Annotated in this window: 12 protein-coding genes; 9 read left to right on the forward strand and 3 right to left on the reverse strand. The window is 41.3% G+C overall.

Going from position 1 to position 13,944, the window contains the following annotated elements; all coding sequences use genetic code 11:
- Window positions 1-72: 72 nt before the first annotated feature.
- From acpP to PseudUWO311_RS11925, 3 genes are all read right to left on the reverse strand, one after another.
- On the reverse strand, window positions 73-309 hold the full coding sequence (gene acpP / locus PseudUWO311_RS11915) for an acyl carrier protein (RefSeq protein WP_103668621.1): 237 nt from the start codon (window positions 307-309) through the stop codon (window positions 73-75).
- Window positions 310-502: 193 nt separating this feature from the next.
- On the reverse strand, window positions 503-1,363 hold the full coding sequence (locus tag PseudUWO311_RS11920) for a glutaminase (protein ID WP_142655450.1): 861 nt from the start codon (window positions 1,361-1,363) through the stop codon (window positions 503-505).
- Window positions 1,364-1,399: 36 nt separating this feature from the next.
- Window positions 1,400-1,969, reverse strand: a complete 570-nt coding sequence (locus PseudUWO311_RS11925; protein WP_223807551.1) for a phycobiliprotein lyase — start codon at window positions 1,967-1,969, stop codon at window positions 1,400-1,402.
- A 287-nt stretch (window positions 1,970-2,256) separates the two neighbouring features.
- Here PseudUWO311_RS11925 and PseudUWO311_RS11930 point away from each other — a divergent pair, with 287 nt between their 5' ends.
- The 9 genes from PseudUWO311_RS11930 (at window position 2,257) to PseudUWO311_RS11970 (ending at window position 13,928) form a co-directional block, all read left to right on the forward strand.
- Window positions 2,257-3,048: a pentapeptide repeat-containing protein gene (locus PseudUWO311_RS11930; protein WP_142655451.1), complete on the forward strand. Its 792-nt coding sequence runs from the start codon at window positions 2,257-2,259 to the stop codon at window positions 3,046-3,048.
- Window positions 3,049-3,329: 281 nt separating this feature from the next.
- Window positions 3,330-4,979: an iron uptake porin gene (locus PseudUWO311_RS11935; RefSeq protein WP_142655452.1), complete on the forward strand. Its 1,650-nt coding sequence runs from the start codon at window positions 3,330-3,332 to the stop codon at window positions 4,977-4,979.
- Window positions 4,980-5,147: 168 nt separating this feature from the next.
- Window positions 5,148-5,597, forward strand: coding sequence for a cupin domain-containing protein (locus tag PseudUWO311_RS11940; RefSeq protein ID WP_142655453.1), 450 nt, complete (start codon window positions 5,148-5,150; stop codon window positions 5,595-5,597).
- A 70-nt stretch (window positions 5,598-5,667) separates the two neighbouring features.
- Window positions 5,668-6,429, forward strand: a complete 762-nt coding sequence (locus tag PseudUWO311_RS11945; protein WP_142655454.1) for an SDR family NAD(P)-dependent oxidoreductase — start codon at window positions 5,668-5,670, stop codon at window positions 6,427-6,429.
- A 170-nt stretch (window positions 6,430-6,599) separates the two neighbouring features.
- A complete protein-coding gene (locus PseudUWO311_RS11950; RefSeq protein ID WP_142655455.1) occupies window positions 6,600-7,622 on the forward strand; it encodes an AEC family transporter in 1,023 nt (340 codons plus the stop codon).
- A 136-nt stretch (window positions 7,623-7,758) separates the two neighbouring features.
- The gene (locus tag PseudUWO311_RS11955) at window positions 7,759-8,697 is read left to right on the forward strand and encodes a phosphoglycerate dehydrogenase (protein ID WP_142655456.1); all 939 of its coding nucleotides are present in this window, start codon (window positions 7,759-7,761) and stop codon (window positions 8,695-8,697) included.
- Window positions 8,698-8,708: 11 nt separating this feature from the next.
- A complete protein-coding gene (locus PseudUWO311_RS11960; protein WP_142655457.1) occupies window positions 8,709-9,371 on the forward strand; it encodes an HAD family hydrolase in 663 nt (220 codons plus the stop codon).
- An 85-nt stretch (window positions 9,372-9,456) separates the two neighbouring features.
- The gene (locus PseudUWO311_RS11965; protein ID WP_142655458.1) at window positions 9,457-10,866 is read left to right on the forward strand and encodes an ABC transporter substrate-binding protein; all 1,410 of its coding nucleotides are present in this window, start codon (window positions 9,457-9,459) and stop codon (window positions 10,864-10,866) included.
- An 80-nt stretch (window positions 10,867-10,946) separates the two neighbouring features.
- Window positions 10,947-13,928, forward strand: a complete 2,982-nt coding sequence (locus PseudUWO311_RS11970) for an ATP-binding protein (RefSeq protein ID WP_142655459.1) — start codon at window positions 10,947-10,949, stop codon at window positions 13,926-13,928.
- The last annotated feature ends 16 nt before the right edge of the window (window positions 13,929-13,944 follow it).

Raw genomic sequence — 13,944 nt, forward strand, 5'->3', positions numbered from 1 at the left:
CAGTATGTCAAAAATTTTAAGAACATAAAAGCTTTGTCGCTGAGCAACAAAGCTTTTATCTAAAACAATTGCTTAAGCAGCTTGTTTACTGTCAATGTAATCAACGGCGTTCTGCACGGTGGCAATTTTTTCTGCGTCTTCGTCGGGGATTTCAACGCCGAATTTTTCTTCCAATGCCATAACCAATTCGACGGTATCGAGAGAGTCAGCGCCAAGGTCGTTCGCAAAGCTAGCTTCAGGCTTAACTTCGGCTTTATCAACGCCTAATTGTGATGCAACGATGTCTTGAACTTGCTCAAAGGTACTCATTTACTTATTCTCTGCTTACAACCAATAAAACTTTTTAGCGTTTTTAATTTTATCGGATAAAGGTAGCTGTATATACACGATCGCAAATAACTATCGAAAAATTCAATTTTTAATCAAATATTTCGGCTGACTTTCACTAAACGTAAACCCAAGATCTATACCGCCCGCGTAGCGGGCGGTATAGATCTTGGGTTTACGTTTCTTCGCGCCCTAACCCTAAAACATAGTTTTTAATCTGTCGGATTAAAAATATTCCTGAGACTGAATTACCAGTCGCATCAAGAGCAGGACTATAACAGGCGATCGCTGCTTGAGCAGGAATAATCGATAGTAAAGCACCGCTAATACTGGACTTGGAAGGAACTCCTACATTCTGAGCAAATTCTAATGACGACTCATACATGCCGCATTGGGTCATAATCTCCAGCACGATTTGGATATTAGGCGATTGCTGAGTATCAATTAATAAAGTCCCAATTTTCGCGAGATCTTGAACATTGCCTCGCAAACAACAAATTTCTTCATAAACTGCAAGTGCTTGAATAGGATTAGCAATTATTCCCAGATTTTTAAGCTGATCGGCGATCGCTAAATTTCGACGATCAGCAATTGATCGCACTGAAGCTAAGACTTCCAAATCAAGCTTTAAATCTGTGCCCAATCGCTGATTAAGCCAATTCTGGAGGGATTCACTAGATTCCAATAGCGATGACAAGGCGATCGCGCCGCTATTAATCATCGAATTTTTGGGTTTCCCATCAGGAATCGCATTAAACGGCTCAGATGTTGCTTGACTATCAACTAACCGAAAAACCTTTTTAGAGCCTTGTGTCTCTAGCAAATAAAGCAGCAAAAATGGCTTAATTACACTCATCAATGGAAAAGTTAACTCTAAGTCACCAGCCATCAGATGATCACCATTAATTTTTTGGATGGCGATCGCGATCGCCTGTGGATCAGCCTTAGCTAGGAAGGGAATATAGTTTGGTAGGTTTCCCTTGGCTGATTCTTGTCGTGCTGATTTGAGCCATTGTTGAAGATCATGTTCGAGCATTAAAATATTTTTTCCAATAAGTTATTGCATCTGCACTTAGTTTTGCCTTGCCAAGTTTCTTTGTAGCATTGCCTCTAAATCTACTTCTCCAACACAACGTCGCTCAGAACAATAGGTCATTAAATAAACACCATTATTCATGCGTACCGTACTCGCCCGCACACGAAAATCATCAGTAATAAACCAGCAGCGCTCTTGCCCCTGATTATTGTCATATTCAGTATCAATAGTCAAAATGCCATCATCACCAAACCAATAGCGGCTGACAACAGGGATTCTTTCGACATAGCCTTGACTTCGCAATAATTTGCCCGATCGCCCCGTCACATCATCTGGTACATCGACTAAAATTGCGGCGTGGTCAGGATTTGGCTCCGCACCACCCTCCTCATGGGCTTGCCACATAAAGCTAGCACCACAGGAGGCGATCGCTAAATCAATGCCCTGTGAATCACAGATTTTTTGTATTCGATCATCTTCTTTTGTGACCAACTTGACATGAATCTTTGACTCCCCAGATTCGTCAGCGACGCTATCAAAATGATGTACGGTGCGGTGAATGAACCAAACTCCTTCACTTTTTTTAAAGAAGTCCATCATTGTCATCGGTGGTACAAGCACAGGGGCAACTCCTTAAAAATAAAATCCAATAATCCTTACAAAGCTTTGTTTTGCAACGCTTTGTAAGAATTATTTGTCATTGCTTACTTTAAAGAAAGTTAGCGTAAATTGCGATCGCAAAATCCAGATTTTTGCTTAAACCTATGAAGAACCAATTTTTTGTGCCGTGGCTTCGCCTCACCACAAAAAATTGGTTCTTTGTTTTACTGCTAGTTCAGTTTATGATCATTTTTTTAGAGTTTTAATAAAAATTTGAATGATTTCACAAAATTATGTCCAAACTTGCTCAAGAAGAAGTTTTAGCAGCCATCAAAGCAGGTACTCCTTTAAATAAAAAAGACTTATATCAGATCGATCTCAGTGGATGTGACCTCCAAAAAGCTGACCTGCAAGAAGCAACTCTGATCCGCGCTAATCTTAGTTTGGCAAATTTAAGCGAAGCCAATCTTAGTGGAGCCGATCTGCGTAGTTCTGATCTTCATCAAGCCTTACTTCAAAAAGCCAATCTACAAGGAGCTTATTTATATCGTGTCAATCTGAGTGGGGCTGATCTCAGTGAAGCAAATTTGACCGAGGCAAAGCTGCAAGGAGCAAGATATGATAGCGCAACTATTTTTCCTGAGAACTTCGCTTATAAATCCTCTGGTGCGATCGGGCCCAGTGCAAGCTTGAATGGTGCAGCACTTAATACGGGTAATCTCAGAGATGCAGATTTAAAAAATGCAAATTTGATGGGCGCTTACCTTGGGGGCGCAGATTTAACAGGAGCTAACTTAGCAGGGGCAAGACTTGTTCAAGCTGATTTAAGAAAAGCTATTTTGACAGGTGCTTATTTACAAAAAGCCAGATTGAATGGGGCAAATTTAGCTGGATCTGATCTCCGCGCAGCCGATCTAACTGATGCTGATTTTGAGAAATTTGAAAGTATTGCAGGGGCAGATTTCACTAATGTTCAAGGACTAACTGATGAGATGCGATCGCGACTGCTTAATCATCCGCGACAAGAGCTAGAGACACTCAATCAATTGACTCTCAAGACGACATTAGCTAGCCTAACCAAATAAAAATCAAAATCAAACTAAGGATAGAGGGTCGATTTAGCCTCAACATCCTTGGCTTGATTTTAAATATCAGTCCAGCAATTCTCATTATAAAATCGTTTTTTGAAAGCCCACACGGTAGGCTTTCAAAAAAGCCAATTTGGGTGATTCTAGCGTCGAAGGCGCTAGAATCACCCAAATTGGCTTAATAATGAGAATTGCTAATATCAGCCAAATATGCCTTTGACATCTAAGGCTAAGAAGTTTACGCTTATGTATAGGTGTAGTATGAGGATGGTATTTAGATGTTTAAGGTAAAAAGTTATTCTGTTGGTTTAGCTGGACTGTCTTTCTTAACAGCTCTATCTGTGTCTCCAATTCTCAGTCATGCGGAAACAACGACATCTTCCGCAAGTGTTGACGCGTACAAGGCTATTCAGCTAACCCCTGCCACTAAGCAAGCTCAAAATGTCACATCTGTTTCACAATTAAGTGATGTGAAACCAACGGACTGGGCTTTCACAGCTTTGCAATCTCTTGTCGAACGATATGGCTGCATTGCAGGATATCCAGATAGAACTTTTCGGGGCAAACAAGCCACAAGCCGCTATGAATTTGCCGCAGGTTTGAATGCTTGTCTCGACAAAATCAATGAAATCATCTCTGCAGGGCTAGCTGACAAAGTAAGTAAAGAAGATTTAGCTACTTTACAAAAGCTTCAAGAAGAATTTGCGGCTGAACTCGCTACCTTGCGTGGTCGTGTTGATGCCCTTGATGCCAAAACTGCCAAACTAGAAGCACAGCAATTTTCGACCACGACAAAACTCACTGGAGAAGTGATCTTCTCAGCAACAGCAGGTAGTGGCGGTCCTACCAACGCTACATCAAACATTACTTTAGGCAATCGTACTCGCCTTGTCCTCAATACCAGCTTTACAGGTAAAGATTTACTGAGAACTCGTCTCGAGGCAAGCAACAACCTTGCAGCAGCTAGTACGGGTAACTCAAGTAGCCTTGCCTCACTATTAGGAACAAACACCGCCAGAATTGGACCGGGTCCAGCCAGTTCCTTTATAGACAATTCATTTGCTCTCAGCCTTCTTGATTATAAGTTCCCTATTTTTGACAACAAGGTAACTCTTTACGTTGCCCCTATTAGCTTCCCTGATGAGTTCTTTACTGTCCTCTCACCAGTAGCAAGCAATGGTCAAGGATCGATTTCTCGTTTTGGTCGTTTTGATCCCCTGATGCGGATTGCTGGCACATCTTCCCTATTTGCCTTTGATTGGAAAGTTTCCGATCAGTTCAAAATCCAAGCTGGTTATGGTTCATCCAATCCAGCTTCTCCATCACCTGGTGCACAGGGTGGATTATTTGGTGGTTCTACAATTGCTCTAGTTCAGCTTTTATTCAAGCCTGCCGAGAATCTAGATGCTTCTGTTACCTATGCGAATACCTATCAGCAGTTTGGAGGTAATGGCAGAAGTTCTCTAGGTACTGGTCTAACCAGTTCTGAATTTATTACTACCGACGGTACTAATGCTGTAAATGGTTCAACTAGAGCTAACTCGATCGCGGGTAACTTGGCTTGGAAAATCACTCCCAAAATCTCTTTCCATACTTGGGGAGCCGTGATTTTTGCAGATGCAGTTAATACTTCTGCCTCGACAACCTTCACCAGTTGGATTGCAGGTTTGACTTTCAATGATTTATTCAGTGAAGGTAGTGCAGGAAGCATTCTATTTGGACAACCGATTAATCGCACGTCTGCTAGTGGCTTGGCAACTTTAGGTTCAGTTAACTCAACTCCATATCATCTAGAACTTTTCTATCGCTATCGTCTCAGCAAAAATATTAGCATCACCCCTGGTGTTTTCTGGGTATTTAACCCTGAAGGTGTGAGTACTAATCCGACAGCAACAGTCGGTGTCATCCGCACAACGTTTTCTTTCTAATAAATTTAAAGGCACTCTAAGCGTACCTTTAATATAGCAATCCCAAATAATTTATGAGTGTGCGTCTCAAAGGGGCGCACACTCATAAATTATTTGACCTCACAAATAAATAAGGATTACTATATTTATTGTGATAATTTGATTAAAACTTTGATGGAGTAATCAGCTATGACCACGATCGCAAGCCAAGACCAAAACCTTGCTACGGTAATGAAAAATGATGGTGTTGCCAAAGCTAATACCCATGACAGTATCAATCGTATTTTTAATCGTTTAGAAGATATCAAAAAAGAGATGGGGGAGCCATCTTGGTCAGTGCGCCTCATTTATACCGACATGATGAGTGCCGTCATGATCTGTCAAAAGCCAGGGGAAAGCAATCGCACTCACTATCATGCTAACGAGGATGAGTGGTGGGTAATCATGGAAGGCGAACTAGAGTGGGATGTGGATGGACATGGAGCTTACCGTGCTACTAAGGATGACATCATTTTTGTACCCCGTAAGGTAATTCATAATATTCGTGTTGTTGGTGATAAACCCTCGATCCGTTTAGCAATTGGGAAACCTGATGTAAACCATATTTTTGTAGAAGATCACGTTTTTGCTCACACTTAAAAGGAATGAAGTGTATGCTAAGCGCGGCACTTCATCATTCATAAAACACTTAAATTAGTTGATTTAGCTTATGACTAAACCCCATGAATTCCCCCACGACTTCAAGGGAAAAGTCGCAATTGTTACTGGGGCGAGTAGCGGTATTGGTCAAGCCGTATCTGAGGCGATCGCACTTTATGGAGCGCATACCGCGTTTATCTCTCGTAGTGGCGCTGAGGCGATCGCTTCAGAACTAAATGCAACAGGTAAATCGGCATTGTCAATTCCCTGTGATGTTTCTGATGAAGATCAAGTCAAAGCTGCGATCGCTACAGTTTTCCAGAAATATGGGCAGATAGACATTCTAATCAACAATGCAGCGATTAACCAAATTGCCAAGATAGAAGATATTTCCCTTGAGGATTGGAACAAAGTCATGGCAACAAATCTCACCAGTCAGTTTCTCTGCTGCAAACATGTAGTCCCCATCATGAAGCAGCAAAGAAGTGGGAAAATCGTCAATGTCTCATCGATCGCAGGACATTTTCGGAGTAAATTATCAGGCATTCATTATGTGGCTTCTAAGGCAGGGTCGATAGGCTTTACGAGGCAACTTGCCTATGAGCTAGCCCCTTTTCAAATTAATGTAAATGCTATTTGTCCCAGCCAAACCTACACGCCGATGCTAGCGGCAACATTACCACCAGAAGCAGAACAAAAGTTAATTGATTCAATTCCTTTAGGTCGAATCGCCTCGATGGAAGAACAAGTAAATGTAATTTTATTTCTAGCATCACAACTATCTAGCTATATGACAGGTGCGATCGTTGATGTAAATGGTGGACAGTTATAAAATGCAGATTATAGATATCTTCGACTTTTTCTGTAGCAACAACAAATAACTATGTCTCTTCTCGAAAAGGTCGGGACATCTGTAAATCCACACTTTTCTCTATTTTTCCTACCTAATAAACACTCACCTCTTTTTCAGCTTTCACACTTAGTTCCTATGGTTGAAATTTTATGTTCACTTTAGAAAACCCTCTCGTCATGCTCTACGTGAGGTTAATTGGATGGACTCTTTTGGGGTATGTCTTAGGCAAACTCCTCCCAAAGATTTTCACCACTTACCTCGGTAAAGCTCTGCTGTTTGTAGGAGTTCCGATTAGTATTATTTCTTTCCTCCGTCAAGCAGATCTATCGGGATGGATCGTGATTGCTCCAACTACAGCTTGGGTTGCGATTCTAGTAGGGGCTGGACTAGCTTGGATTTGGATCGATCTTGGTGTAAGTGACGAAAGATTTAGTAAGTTATCGAGAGGAATTACTTCTAGAGAAAAAAATCTTGAAACCTCGCCAAGTATGGATGCCACTTTAGAAAATGACAGTGCTTGGTCAGGTGCAACTCAAGGTAGTTTCCTGCTTGCTATGACCCTAGGCAATACTGCTTTTATGGGATATCCCGTCAGTCTTGCTCTCGTGGGTCCACAATATTTTGCTTGGTCGTTATTTTATGATTTGATTGGCTCTACGATCGCAGCCTATTCCGTTGGGATCGCTCTCGCTAGCCGTTATGGCAGCATGTCTAGCGGTCAGAAGAAGCCCAATCCATTTGTATCAATGGCTAAGACCCCTGCATTATGGAGCTTGCCGATTGGAGTAGGGATGAGATTTGTTCCCTTGCCTACAATAGTTTCGGGTGGCATGAGCACAATCGCATGGACAACTGTGACTTTGTCATTGGTAATGATTGGGATGCAACTAAGTCAGTTAAAAACCCTGCGCAATGTCAAAAAAGCTCTTACTTGTCTATCGATCAAAATGCTACTTACTCCACTTGTAGTTGGGACAGGGCTAATGTTCTTTGGCGTAACTGGAGAACCACGTATGGCTATGGTTTTGCAAATGGCAATGCCACCAGCCTTTTCGACTCTTGTAATTGCCCAAGCTTACAATTTGGATCGTGACTTAACAGTTACGACCTTAGCTTTTGGTGTAGTTCTTTTACTGTTTACTATACCTATTTGGTTGTGGCTATTTTCTTAGAAATCCTAAACCGAAAAATATTTATTTTACCTAATCTTTATGTGAAAAATAGTTGAATATATCAGCCATAATTATGTAGACGTACGGAGAAATTCTTGACAGAATTGATAAAGTCAACCTAGGAACCAAAGAAAATATGCCCAAGCTACTGATCAGTACTTCTTCTTTTGATGTAAAAAGCAATCAGGTATTGCAAAGTCTCCAAGCTCAAGGTTTTGAAATAGTTTTAAATCCCTATGGTAGAAAGCTCAAAGAATCAGAAGTTTTAGAACTTCTCAGCGGTGATGTCGTTGGAATGATTGCAGGCGTTGAACCTCTAACTCGAAATGTTTTAAACTCAACTAAGTCTCTCAAGGTAATTTCGCGATGTGGAATTGGAACCGACAGTGTTGATTTAGTAGTAGCTGAAGAATTGGGGATTCCTGTACATATTACGCCTACAGCTCCTGTAATTGCTGTTGCCGAGTTGACAGTGAGTCTGATTCTTTCCGTGTTGAGGCGCACCTCTGAAGCCGATCGCACTTTGCGAGAAGGAAAATGGAATCCTTTGATGGGTAGACTACTTGCCTCTCAAGTAGTGGGGCTGTTGGGCTATGGAAGAGTCGGCAATCGAGTAGGACAGATTTTGAAGGCTTTTGGGGCAAAAAGAATTGCCTATGACATTTTTCGTGATGATTCGCTATTCGCAGATACAGTTTGTATCTCATCTTTAGATGAATTTATCGCACGTTCCAATGTAATCACGATCCATATTCCCTACAACAAAGACAATCATCATTTAGTTAATCGCGACTTTATCAATAAGATGCAAGCAGGTAGCATTTTAATTAATACTTCTAGAGGGGGGCTGGTTGATGAACAAGCCTTGTACGAAGCACTAGTCTCTGGGCATTTGGCAGGCGCAGCCCTTGATGTGTTTGAAGAAGAACCATATTCTGGTCAACTCCGTACCTTGCCTCAGGTTATTTTGACCCCCCATATGGGTTCTTACGCTAAGGAAGCGAGAATTCAGATGGAGCAAGAAGCTGCTCAAAATCTATTTGATAGCCTTGTAAATTTGGGCTTAGCTAAGTGAGCCAAAATATAATGAACGAGATCGAGACTACAGGTATTGCGAAAAAATATGATGCGATCGTATTTGATTTTGATGGAGTCTTAGTTGAATCTGTCGATGTCAAAACTCAAGCTTTTGGGGCTTTGTATGCAGAATATGGCGATCGCATTGTAGAGCAGGTTAAAGCCTATCACCTGCTTCATGGAGGAGTATCGCGATTTGAAAAATTTCGTTACTACCAAGAGGTTTTGCTTGGCAAAGACTTAACCAAAGAAGAGGAGATGCGGCTAGGAGATTTATTCTCACAATATGTTGAAGATGCTGTGGTGGATGCGGTTTATGTTTTAGGAGCTTATGAGCTTTTAGAAAGAAATTATCAGTCCACACCTTTATTTGTGGCTTCAGGAACTCCCGATCAAGAGTTGAAACGCATCGTCTCAAGGCGAAATATGGCTCATTATTTCGTCTCTGTGCATGGGTCTCCAGCTAAAAAGGGAGATATTATCCAAGATATTTTGTCAAAATATGATTTTGAGCCTGATCGCGTATTGATGGTTGGCGATGCGATCGCTGATTATGAAGGTGCGATCGCTGCGGGTGTAAAATTTGTAGGCAGAGTGATGCAGTATCCTGAAACTTATCCTTTCCCCACAGGGACAATTGTTCTCCCAGACTTAGTTGAACTCGTCACATAGGAGACAAGGTGTACATAGGCTTGGCGATGTACACCTTGTCTCCTGAAGTTTACATTTTTGCTTTATTTTTTAATCTTAAAAATTTATGCGTCGTCGTCAGTTTAATCAGTTATCTCTATCTTTAGCAGGTTTAGGTTTGGCAGCCTGTAGCGATTCTGCCGTCTTAAATTATCGGGCTCCCGAAAAAAGCTCCAAATTTCGGGTTTGGTGGATTCAAAGCTTTTATCCTGCTGAAACAGAGGCACTTTCACAAATTGTTGCCGAGTGGGAAAAAAAGAATAATACGAAGGTGGAAATCACGTTCTATAATGACGGGTCTGTGAATCGTGACGCTGAAAATGCTCTTAATAATGGGAATCCTCCCGACATCTTATTTAGTAATACCGCTGAATTTGCCCTCTATCCGAAATTAGCTTGGCAAAATAAATTAGTAGATGTTTCTGATGTTGTAGAACCTGTTAAAAATTTATTCAGCCCAATCGCCCTTAAAGCTGTCGCCTATAAAAATAGTCAAAATCCTAATCCTGCTTTCTACGCTGTACCGATCGCCCAGCTAGCTGCTGGGCTGCATTATTGGCGGGATATGCTTGTAGATGTAGGACTGAGTGACACCAATATTCCTAAGGATTGGAATGGATTTTGGGCATTTTGGGAAACGGCTCAAGACCGCGCAACGAATAGAGGCAAAAAAGACATCTTTGGAATCGGCTTACCAATGTCTACTGAAGCTACAGATGTGATCTTCATGTTTGAGCAATTCCTCACAGCTTATGGAGTACAGCTACTAGATGAGAATGGACAACTAAAAGTTGAGAATCCCCAAAATCGCCAAGGGATTATCGCCGCATTAACAAAATACGCTGGCTTCTATCAGAGTAAGCATGTACCTCCTACCGCTTTACAATGGACAGATGCCGATAACAATCAGGTGTTTCTTAGCCGAAACTCATTCATGACGGCTAACCCAGGATTATCTATCCCAGCATCTCAACAGTTTGATCAAGAGGTTTACAACAAAAAATTAGTGACCACAGAATGGCCGCTTTCTCCCGACGGTAAGACTCTTAGCCATTTAGTAGCGGTAAAACAGGCGGTTATATTTTCTGCCCCCAACGTTAAAAAGGCTAAGGATGATGTTGCTAAGGAACAGGCAAGGCAAGCTCTTGCTAAAAGTCTTTTGTCTCATATTATCCAACCTGATAATTTACTCACCTATTTGAAAGGAGCAGGAGGAAGGTATTTCCCGACTATGCCAAAATTATTAGAAGATCCCTATTATAAGGATTCCAAAGACCCACATATTTTGGCAGCAACTAAGCAATTTCAGAATACTAGTTCTTTTTATACAGCCCAGAATCCTGCTTATTCAGAAGTGGGTGCTAAAAAAGTATGGGGACAAGCGATCAAGTCCGTAGCTTCAGGTAAAAATTCACCTGAACAAGCAGCTGATACTGCGATCGCCCAAATCAAGGCTATTTTCACTGAGTGGAAATAATTAGAAGGTAGGATAGGCGGCGCGAAGCGCCGCCTATCCTACCTTCCAGACAACTATTGTTAGTTAAGTGAGTATAGAAGATGATCAACCTATTTAAGAAACGCCTGCTGATGCAACTTGTGGCATATTTTTCGGTTCTGTCGATTGTCACAGTTTTAGTAGTTGCGGTAAGTGCCAATACTCGCAGTCGTGATGCTCTTAGAAAATCAGTGATTGACCGATTAGCAGTTGCCACATCGCTCAAAGAATCGCAGGTGAATCAATGGGTTGATAATCAACGCCGCGATGTAATTTTAATGACGCAGTTGCCAGATTTGATCTTTAATTCTGAAATAACTTTTACGAAAGAGCGAGAATCTCCAGAATTCAAGGCGGCTGTTGACTCTCTGCAAAAGTTTATGGCGAATATATCCGCAGTCAAACCAAATATTCGACAGATTTCAATCCTTACAAATAACGGGATTACGGTTGTTTCCACAGACAAGCAAAAAGAAGGCAAGTACCAACCGCTCGGAAATACCACTACTTACTTTACTCGCGACCAATCTCGGATCATTGTGCCTAATTTCTATATCTCACCAATCACTGGAAAGGCAGCAATGACTTTTGCGGCTCCTTTAACGAATAAAGCTGGCGATCGCATTGGCGTGATAGCGGTTGATCTAGATCTCCAAGGGGTGGATGACATCATTCGTGAACGCACAGGACTAGGTAATAGCGGCGAAACCTATTTAGTGGGCAGACTAGCTACTAAGAATGTCCTAATTTCAGGAGCGGAAGGTGATAAACAGGAGCTCGCCAAAGATATTAAAAGTGATGGTATTTCTGCGGCGGCTTTAGGAAAAGATGGGGAGGGTTTATATAAAAACTATAAAACTATACCTGTATTAGGAAGTTACATTTGGATTGACAACCTCAATCTGGCGTTACTTGCAGAAATATCGCAGGCTGAAGCTTTTGAACCTGCCGATCGCCTTGCTCGTGATATTTTGCTGATTGGATTGAGTTCCGCAGGTATTTTGTTGACAGCTGTGTACTTAATTGCCAGACGAATTTCTCAGCCAATTTTGGCGATCGCTGATGCAGCAAACCAAGTCTCTGGAGGTAATCTTGATTCACAAGCACCTGTTCTCACAGAAGATGAAATTGGAATTTTGGCGATCGCATTTAATCAAATGACATCACAACTTAAAGCTTCAGGAGAACAGTTAGCCGATTACAGTCGTACTCTGGAGCAGAAAGTCGAACAGCGTACCAGTGAGATCAAGGCGATTATTGACAACATGGTGGATGGCTTGGTGGTAGTTAATGGAGAAGATCAGATTACCCAATTTAATCCAGCGCTAGCAGGCATGATTGGGATTAGCAGTAAAGTGATTGCTAAGGCTAAGAGTTATAGAGAAATATTTAAATCTGAGGAAATCGCTAATCTCGTTACAAGCACAAGAGAGAATCCGAAACAAGTTTTTAGTGAAGAGTTTGCCCTACCTGATCGCCGTATTGGAAAAGCAGTTGCAACTTCAATCTTTGGAGAAGCAAGTATTTCGGAAGAGGCTCTATTAGAAACAAATTATTTAGGTACTGTAATTCTCATTCGTGATATTACTGCCGAGAAAGAAGTAGATCGGATGAAGACAGACTTTATCTCAACGGTATCCCATGAATTGAGAACACCGCTTACATCTGTATTAGGTTTTGCGAAATTGATTCAGAAAAAGTTAGATGAATCAATATTTCCACTTATCCAGACCGATGACAAAAAAGTGAATCGAAGTGTCCGTCAAGTCACTGAAAATATTGAGATCATAGTATCTGAGGGGACTCGGCTCACCAAACTAATTAACGAAGTCCTAGATGTTGCCAAAATAGAAGCTGGTAAGATGCAATGGAATATGGAACCTTTGGCAATTACCGAAGTAATTGATCGAGCCTTTTCGGCAACTTCTGCGCTCTTTGAGCAAAAAGCATTAATACCAGTAAGAGAGATTGAAGCAGATTTACCCGATATCCTTGGTGATAAAGATCGCTTGATTCAAGTCGTAATCAACTTAATTTCCAACGCTGTGAAGTTTACGGATCGGGGAAGCATCACTTGTCGGGTTAAGCTAGATGATCAATCAATTATGGTCAGTGTAATCGATCAAGGAGTAGGAATTTCTGAATCGGATCAGCCTAAAGTGTTTGAGAAGTTCAAGCAGGTTGGGGATACTCTGACCGATAAACCACAAGGCACAGGGCTAGGACTACCAATTTCCAAAGAAATCATCTCTTATCATGGAGGGAAGATTTGGGTAGAGAGTGAAATTGGAAAGGGTAGTACATTCTCTTTTACACTTCCAATCAATCCAGAAAATGAGATTCCTGCAATTAATTTTGACATTTTGATTGATCAACTCAAGAAAAGATCGGTTTCGCAAAGTCAAACGCAATCAGACGGTCAGAGTGTGATAGATGAACCTAAGAACATTTTAGTCATTGACGATGATGCGAGTATTCGCAACCTGCTGAGACAAGAGTTGGAAGCTAAAGGATATACTATTCGCGAAGCTGGAAATGGACAAGAAGCGATTGTCAAAGTTCGTGAAAGTCGTCCCGATCTAATCACCCTTGATATTGTTATGGATGGTATTAGTGGCTATGATGTAGCAGCAATTCTCAAATCCGATCCTGCGACTTTGGATATTCCCATTATTATTGTCTCAGTATTAGATGACAAAGCTAAAGGTCGCCATCTAGGTATTGATAGTTATGTGACTAAACCTCTAGATATGGTGCTATTGTTGCGAGAAGTTGATATTCTTCTATCTAGTAAGGCTTCTACTGGCAAAAAGATTTTGGTAGTGGATGACAATTTTGGTTCTATCGATCTATTGATGGAAATGCTGCAAAACCAAGGCTTCTTACCATCTAAAATCATTAATCAAGACGATTTACGAACTACTGTGATTGCTTCTCAGCCAGATGTAATCATTGCTAGTACCAAGTTAGCGGATCAAGTGCAATCTCTCCGTGCTGAGCAAGGTATGGAAAATATTCGCTTTTTGTTAATTGCCGACCAATAGAAAGAGGATTGTCTGT

The organism is Pseudanabaena sp. UWO311 (assembly GCF_006937785.1).
In the GTDB taxonomy this organism is placed as follows: domain Bacteria; phylum Cyanobacteriota; class Cyanobacteriia; order Pseudanabaenales; family Pseudanabaenaceae; genus Pseudanabaena.

What these genes read in the sequence shown, in the direction of transcription:
- PseudUWO311_RS11960 (WP_142655457.1), top strand. Translation starts at nt 8,709, where the DNA reads ATGAACGAGATCGAGACTACAGGTATTGCGAAAAAATATGATGCGATC.
- PseudUWO311_RS11945 (WP_142655454.1), top strand. Translation starts at nt 5,668, where the DNA reads ATGACTAAACCCCATGAATTCCCCCACGACTTCAAGGGAAAAGTCGCA.
- PseudUWO311_RS11950 (WP_142655455.1), top strand. Translation starts at nt 6,600, where the DNA reads ATGTTCACTTTAGAAAACCCTCTCGTCATGCTCTACGTGAGGTTAATT.
- PseudUWO311_RS11970 (WP_142655459.1), top strand. Translation starts at nt 10,947, where the DNA reads ATGATCAACCTATTTAAGAAACGCCTGCTGATGCAACTTGTGGCATAT.
- acpP (WP_103668621.1), bottom strand. Translation starts at nt 309, where the DNA reads ATGAGTACCTTTGAGCAAGTTCAAGACATCGTTGCATCACAATTAGGC.
- PseudUWO311_RS11925 (WP_223807551.1), bottom strand. Translation starts at nt 1,969, where the DNA reads ATGACAATGATGGACTTCTTTAAAAAAAGTGAAGGAGTTTGGTTCATT.
- PseudUWO311_RS11935 (WP_142655452.1), top strand. Translation starts at nt 3,330, where the DNA reads ATGTTTAAGGTAAAAAGTTATTCTGTTGGTTTAGCTGGACTGTCTTTC.
- PseudUWO311_RS11940 (WP_142655453.1), top strand. Translation starts at nt 5,148, where the DNA reads ATGACCACGATCGCAAGCCAAGACCAAAACCTTGCTACGGTAATGAAA.
- PseudUWO311_RS11965 (WP_142655458.1), top strand. Translation starts at nt 9,457, where the DNA reads ATGCGTCGTCGTCAGTTTAATCAGTTATCTCTATCTTTAGCAGGTTTA.
- PseudUWO311_RS11930 (WP_142655451.1), top strand. Translation starts at nt 2,257, where the DNA reads ATGTCCAAACTTGCTCAAGAAGAAGTTTTAGCAGCCATCAAAGCAGGT.
- PseudUWO311_RS11955 (WP_142655456.1), top strand. Translation starts at nt 7,759, where the DNA reads ATGCCCAAGCTACTGATCAGTACTTCTTCTTTTGATGTAAAAAGCAAT.
- PseudUWO311_RS11920 (WP_142655450.1), bottom strand. Translation starts at nt 1,363, where the DNA reads ATGCTCGAACATGATCTTCAACAATGGCTCAAATCAGCACGACAAGAA.